Origin of the sequence: Selenomonas sp. (assembly GCF_052169755.1) — a bacterium.
Taxonomy (GTDB): Bacteria; Bacillota; Negativicutes; order Selenomonadales; family Selenomonadaceae; genus Selenomonas.
Genome location: NZ_JBQNBV010000113.1, coordinates 1 through 6574, shown reverse-complemented (window position 1 = coordinate 6574; position 6574 = coordinate 1). Strand labels below are relative to the sequence as shown.

Below are 6574 nucleotides of genomic sequence, written 5' to 3'. Positions count from 1 at the left end.
TATATGCCTTCGCTCAGATTGCACATTTCTGCCACTCCCTTCTCAATGTTGGGCATCGCCTTTACATGGAACCGTTCCTGCAGTTCTTTTTCTACTTCATCCCTGTTGTCAGCATTCTTATGAAGCAATACGATGTTTAATAGCCGCAAAAGCCCCTGCAGCTTCTTGTAGTGCTTCTTCCCGAGACAGACCATGACGGGCACGATCAGATCGTACTCCTCTTTCACCGACTGTGCCTTACCTTTGAGATTCATTTCCTGCATCGCATATTTTGTGATCGTGTATTCCCAAGCCTTGCTTGGGTGCGTACATATCCAAATCGAGTAGACCTTCTCCATTGAATCGTAATCCGAATGGGAAAACGTCGTGCCATACTGCGCCGAAATCATGCGGCAGCAGTAGTAAATCGCACGTTTCAAAAGCGAATATCCCGGCGTAAAATCGTTCTGCGCCTCCACGTTGATGATGAGCTTGATCGTCTTTTCACCGCACGGCAGTACCGCACGGAAGCGGATATCATAATAAACAACGCCTTCTGTCAACGAACTGCTTTCCGTATTAAGTCCATCGAGCTTCAGAAGCTCCGCCTCATCCGCGCACAGAGGAGTCGTACTGATCTCAGGCGCACCTTGGATACACTTCGTAGCTATATAATCAATCGTTTCATTTTGAAACTCCTCAACACATTCTTTGAGGATATTTGCCAAAATATATCGGTCAGCAAGTACATTCTTGCAGACGGCATCGTATGCACGCTTCTGCTCATCCACGGATTTTCCCATCGCCTCACCCCATTTGCAGCTCGTACTCATTTTATTATACCACATCTGCCAAAGCGACAGGCAAGCGAAACTTCACCGACGCTTCCCCCTACGCTTCTCCCGCCACTCGATGAATATATGCCGCAGCGCCATCCCCGGGGCGTGCAGCAGCATACGCGGGCCGCTGTAGCGCATCGCTTCGCGGATTTTCTCGCGCATCGCAGGCGCGTAGCAGTGCGTCTCGCACGCGCTGCAAAAAGTTTTCGTCTCTATATGCGGACAGCGCTCGACGCGTGCATAAGCATAGTCAAGCAGCTTTTCACACTCCTCGCACAGCGCCATGCCTTTGCCGTGGTGTGCGCGGCAGTAGATTTCGAGCATTTTTTTGACCGTCGCCATTTCACCCTTGCGTTTTTCCTCTGCTGTCATGCGAATCATCCGGCTCCTCTCTTTGGCAAAGCGACAGCCTCGCCGTCCCTCGTGTCTCATTCGCGAACATTATAGCAAAGCTCACTGTGGGAAACAATACTTTTGCATGACAGAAATCACCTGCCAAGTGCAAAGCCGACATCCGCTTCGAGTTTTTTCTTTCAAATTCTCTATTCATCTATACAAAACGGAACAAATCCCGTACAATAGAGAAGATGCGGTCAGCAAACATCTTGACAAGCCGCCGCGTCTATGATAACATGCAAATCATATAAATTTGGTATGATACTTTCCTGCCACCGCACGTCGGCGCAGGCACAAGGAAGTGATTCCGTGAGCATGATACAGCTCTCAAAAATTAAGAAAAGCTACGCAAGTACGGCAGGCGAAGTCACGGCGTTAAACGGCATCGACCTAGACATCGGGCGCGGCGAGATCTATGGCATCATCGGGCTTTCGGGCGCGGGCAAATCGACGCTGATCCGCTGCATCAACATGTTGGAACGTCCGACCGAAGGCAAGGTCATCGTCGACGGCAAAGATATGACCGCGCTCAATGAAGCCGAGCTTCGCAAAGCGCGCAAGGGCATTGGCATGATCTTTCAGCACTTCAATCTGCTGTCATCGGCGACCGTCTATGACAACGTCGCCTTCCCTCTGCGCCTGTCCGGCACAGACGAGCAGACGATCAAAAAGAAGGTCGAGCCGCTGCTCGCGCTCGTTGGTCTTGCCGACAAAGCGCAGCAGTATCCGTCGCAGCTCTCGGGCGGACAGAAGCAGCGCGTCGGCATCGCGCGTGCGCTTGCGTCCGATCCGAAAGTGCTCCTGTCCGACGAAGCGACGAGTGCGCTCGACCCGCAGACGACAAAATCCATCCTGCAGCTCATCGCCGACATCAACAAGAAGCTCGGGTTGACCGTCGTCATCATCACGCACGAGATGCAGGTCATCAAGGATATATGCGACAAAGTCGCCGTCATCGAGGGCGGCGTCATCGCTGAAAAAGGCTCCGTGCTCGACATCTTCACGAAGCCGCAGCAGCCGATCACACGCGAGTTCGTCAGTACGCTCTTATCGAACGACCTGCCGATCAACTACCGCCAAAAGGATCTGTCGCCGGAGCCGATCGAAGGCGGCGAGCTGCTCCTTCGCTTGACATTCCTCGGTGAACGCGCTGACGATCCTGTGATCGCCGACGTCATCCGCCGCTTTCCCATCGAAGTTTCGATTCTCTACGGCACGCTTGATCAGATCAAAAGCGTGCCCTACGGGCGCATGATCGTCGGTATCAAAGGCGAGCAGGCAGAGATCAACCGTGCGCTCGCCTACCTCGATACGCGCGACTTGAAGAAAGAGGTGATCGGCTATGTCCGCTGATATGCTGCCGCTCCTCACCAAAGCGCTCGGTGAAACGGTCTACATGGTCGTCGTTTCCATGATCGTCGCCAGTCTCATCGGCATACCGCTCGGCGTGCTGCTCGCGACGACGGCGAAGGGGCAGATTCTCGAATGCCTGCCGCTCAATCGCTCCATCGGCGCCGTCGTCAATGCGCTGCGCTCGATCCCGTTCATCATCCTGATGGTCGCGATCATCCCCTTCACGCGCTTCATCGTCGGCACCTCCATCGGTACGACAGCGGCGATGGTGCCGCTCGTCCTCGCCTCGATCCCCTTCATCGGGCGGCAGGTCGAAACCTCGCTCAAAGAGGTGCCCGCCGGCCTCGTCGAAGCCGCCCTCGCCATGGGAGCAACGCCCTATCAGATCGTGCGGCGTGTGCTTCTCCCCGAAGCCATGCCGAGCATCGTCGCCCAGCTCACGACTGTCATCATCGCTCTCGTCGGCGAGTCGGCGATGGCGGGCGCGATCGGCGGCGGCGGTCTCGGCGATCTAGCGATTCGCTACGGCTACCAACGCTTCCGGCCCGACATCATGATCGCGACCGTCGTCATTCTCATCGTCCTCGTGCAAATCGTCCAGTTCCTAGGCAACCGCCTGGCGGACGGATTAAATAAAAAGCAACATTCATGAAAGCTGCCAAAGGCTCAGTCTCCATTGGCTTTCACCGAAACATCCCCATTCACAAGGAGGAACATCATGAAAAAACTTCTCACCATCCTTGCGACGCTCACACTCGCCGTACTCGCCCTCGCAGGATGCGGCGGACAAGACGCCGCATCCAAGACCATCAAGGTCGGCGCAACACCCGTGCCGCACGCCGAGATCCTTGAGACGATCAAGCCGCTCCTCGAAAAGGAAGGCTACAAGCTCGAAGTTGTCGAATTCACCGACTATGTGCAGCCAAATATCGCGCTGAACGACAAGGAACTCGACGCGAACTTTTTCCAGCATCTGCCGTACCTCGATAACTTCATCGCCGAGCACAAAGAAATGAAGCTCGCGAACGCCGGCGGCATCCACATCGAACCGATGGGCGTCTACTCGCGCAAAATCAAGAAGCTCGACGAACTCTCTGACGGAGCATCCGTCGCCATCCCCAACGACCCGACAAACGGCGGGCGCTCGCTCTTGCTTCTCGAAAAAGCCGGCCTCTTGAAGCTCAAAGAAGGCTCCGGCACGAACCCAACGGTGCATGACGTCGCAGAAAACAAGAAGAACCTCAAATTTCAGGAAGTCGAAGCCGCCCAAGTGCCGCGCACGCTCGATGACGTCGACGCCGCCGTCATCAATACGAACTATGCGATACAAGCCAACCTCGTGCCCACGAAAGACGCGCTCTTCATGGAGGACAGCACATCCCCCTACGTCAACATTATCGCCGTACGCGTCGGAGACGAGAAGCGCCCCGAGATCCAAGCGCTGATGAAAGCGCTGAAGTCCGAGGAAGTCAAAAAGTTCATCGACGAAAAATACAAAGGCGCGATCGTTCCCGCATTCTGATCGGCAGCAGCATCTTAGCGAATGCACACAGAAGCATGAGCAAAAAGAAAAGCACCTGCGACGGGTGCTTTTCTTTTTGCTATGAAACTCCAAGAAGTCAAGCCGCAGACGCAGACCGATTGGCTAAGTTTCCGGTAAGAGCGTGAGGATATGCACAGCGTGCCGTTTTGAAGACGCCATTACAAGAAACGGGCGAAAAAGCAACACATGCCGCTTCGTATGACGGCTGAACATATATCCCGAAAGTTTGCCCATGCCAGAAAGACAACTTCACCGTTCTTTGCTTTACATATTATACGAGGAGGAATTATCATGGAAATTCTGCGCTCAGTCTGCCCTTATGACTGTCCCGACTGCTGCGGTCTTCTCGTCGAGGTCGAGGGCGGACGCGCCCGAAAGGTCAAGGGAGATCCCACGCACAGCTTCACGCGCGGCACGCTCTGTCCGAAAATGGCACATTACGAGCGCACCGTCCATTCGCCGCGCCGCCTGCTCACGCCGCTCAAGCGCACGGGGAAGAAAGGCGCAGGCGAATTTTGCCCGATTTCATGGCAAGAAGCGGTGCAGGAGATCGCCGCACGCTGGCAGGAAATCATCGCGCAGTACGGCGCTGAAGCCATACAGCCCTACTCTTACGCAGGAACGATGGGGCTTTTGCAGCACGATGCCTACCATGCACTCTTTCGCACGCTCGGAGCGGCAGAGCTTGACCGCACGATCTGCTCTCCCGCGAAGCGTCATGGCTGGAACTCCGTCATGGGATCGACCCTTGCCATCCGTCCGCAGGAAGCGCAGCAAAGCGATCTCATCATCCTCTGGAGTCTATCCATGTTCGCAACGGACATTCATTTCGCACACGACGTGCGGCTGGCGAAACAGCGCGGCGCCAAGATCTGGTGCGTCGATACCTACGAGACGGCTACGGCGCAGCAAGCTGACCGCGCCTTCCTCGTACGTCCCGGCACAGACGGCGCACTCGCGCTCGCACTGCTTCACGTACTGGAAAAAGAGGGACTCACGGACGAGGCTTTCCTCGCCGCACATGTCCAAGGCTGGCAGGAATTGAAAAAAAATGTCCTGCCGCGCCATACGCCGGAAAGCGCCGCTGCCGTCACAGGACTTTCCCCCGCGGCCATACGAGAACTCGCCCTCGCCTACGGCAAGGCGCGCGCCCCCTTCATTCGTCTGGGCAGCGGCTTCTCGCGCTATACGAACGGCGCGATGACGACGCGCCTCCTGCTCGCTCTGCCCGCCGCCGTCGGCGCATGGAAGAAGCCGGGCGGCGGTCTCCTCTCCTCTGTCCCGGGCAGCCGCGCCTTCAGCAAGGACATCGTGCAGCGCCCCGACCTGCGGAAAAACGTGCGTCTCGTCAACATGTGCGAGATCGGCAATGCTCTGACATCCGCCTTGGAGCCGCCCATCAAGAGCCTCTTCGTTTACTCCTCAAACCCCGCCTGCACAGCGCCTGACCAGAAGAAAGTGACCGAGGGCCTTCTGCGTGACGACCTCTTCACCGTCGTACACGAACGCTTCCTAACCGACACGGTGCTCTATGCCGATATCGTGCTGCCGGCGACAACCTCGCTGGAGCACAGCGACATCTATGCAGCCTATGGACACTACACGATCCAGCGCGGCGAAGCCGTCATTTCGCCCGTCGGCGAGGCAAAATCCAACTGGACTGTCGCCTGTCTGCTGGCCGACGTCCTGGGGCTTAACGACCCGTTCTTCCAAAAAAGCGAGACCGAACTCATCGAAGAGCTGATCGCCTCAACCGACGCATGGCCGCTCCCCGTAGACAAAGCGGCTCTCGCCGCAGGCCTGCCCGTTGACCTTCCTCTGCCCGAAGATTACAAGCTCGACTTCAAAACACCCTCGGGCAAGATCGAACTGCTGAACCCGAAAGAAGAGCCGCCCCTGCCCGACTACTTCCCCGCCCACGGCGACGAGGAGCCGTTCCAATTCATCAGCGCCCCCGACGCACGCATCCTCGACTCATCCTTCAACGAACGCGAAGAACTCTCGCACGGCAAAGTCATGCGGCTGCTGATGCACCCTGACGACGCCGAGAAACTGGGGTTTTCGGACGGTGATCCCGTCGTATGCAGCAACGAGCGCGGCACAGCCGCCTTCACGCTCTCCTTGAGCCGCCACGTCCGCTCCGGCACACTCGTCAGCGAAGGCGTCTGGTGGCGCACCTACTGCAAAGAAAAGTGCGGCATCAACATGCTGACCAGCCAGCGCCTGACCGACAAAGGCGGCGGCAGCACCTTCTACGACGTAAACGTCCGCGTCGAACGGGTTGAAAGTATGCAAAGATGACTTTTTTCTCCGAAAAGCGACGCCTCGCCCGAATAAACCGCACACACCAGCGTCCACTTTGCTGAAATTTACTTGTCAATTCTCTGCCGCCTTGTACGGGCGGCTTTTGGGAAGTTGTAAAATAAATTGACGCAAAAAGTTCCATTTTGGAAACTGTTCAGTT

The 6574-nt window shown here is 56.4% G+C and carries 6 protein-coding genes; 4 read left to right on the top strand and 2 right to left on the bottom strand.

Annotated features, from left to right (window positions below; translation table 11 throughout):
• Window positions 1-782 (bottom strand): hypothetical protein (locus ACTTKG_RS08215; RefSeq protein ID WP_442673730.1); only part of this gene is annotated, 782 nt, incomplete at its 3' end.
• A gap of 72 nt (window positions 783-854) precedes the next feature.
• Window positions 855-1190, bottom strand: a complete 336-nt coding sequence (locus ACTTKG_RS08210; RefSeq protein ID WP_442673732.1) for a nitrous oxide-stimulated promoter family protein — start codon at window positions 1188-1190, stop codon at window positions 855-857.
• Between the two features lie 339 nt (window positions 1191-1529).
• Here ACTTKG_RS08210 and ACTTKG_RS08205 point away from each other — a divergent pair, with 339 nt between their 5' ends.
• The 4 genes from ACTTKG_RS08205 (at window position 1530) to ACTTKG_RS08190 (ending at window position 6411) form a co-directional block, all read left to right on the top strand.
• Window positions 1530-2567 carry a methionine ABC transporter ATP-binding protein gene (locus tag ACTTKG_RS08205; protein ID WP_442673731.1) on the top strand — a complete coding sequence of 346 codons (1038 nt, stop codon included), beginning with the start codon at window positions 1530-1532 and terminating at the stop codon, window positions 2565-2567.
• The gene (locus tag ACTTKG_RS08200; RefSeq protein WP_442673729.1) at window positions 2557-3219 is read left to right on the top strand and encodes a methionine ABC transporter permease; all 663 of its coding nucleotides are present in this window, start codon (window positions 2557-2559) and stop codon (window positions 3217-3219) included. Before ACTTKG_RS08205 ends, ACTTKG_RS08200 begins: the two co-directional genes overlap by 11 nt.
• 66 nt (window positions 3220-3285) lie before the next feature.
• Window positions 3286-4089, top strand: a complete 804-nt coding sequence (locus tag ACTTKG_RS08195) for a MetQ/NlpA family ABC transporter substrate-binding protein (RefSeq protein WP_442673728.1) — start codon at window positions 3286-3288, stop codon at window positions 4087-4089.
• Between the two features lie 312 nt (window positions 4090-4401).
• Window positions 4402-6411 carry a molybdopterin-dependent oxidoreductase gene (locus ACTTKG_RS08190; RefSeq protein WP_442673727.1) on the top strand — a complete coding sequence of 670 codons (2010 nt, stop codon included), beginning with the start codon at window positions 4402-4404 and terminating at the stop codon, window positions 6409-6411.
• The last annotated feature ends 163 nt before the right edge of the window (window positions 6412-6574 follow it).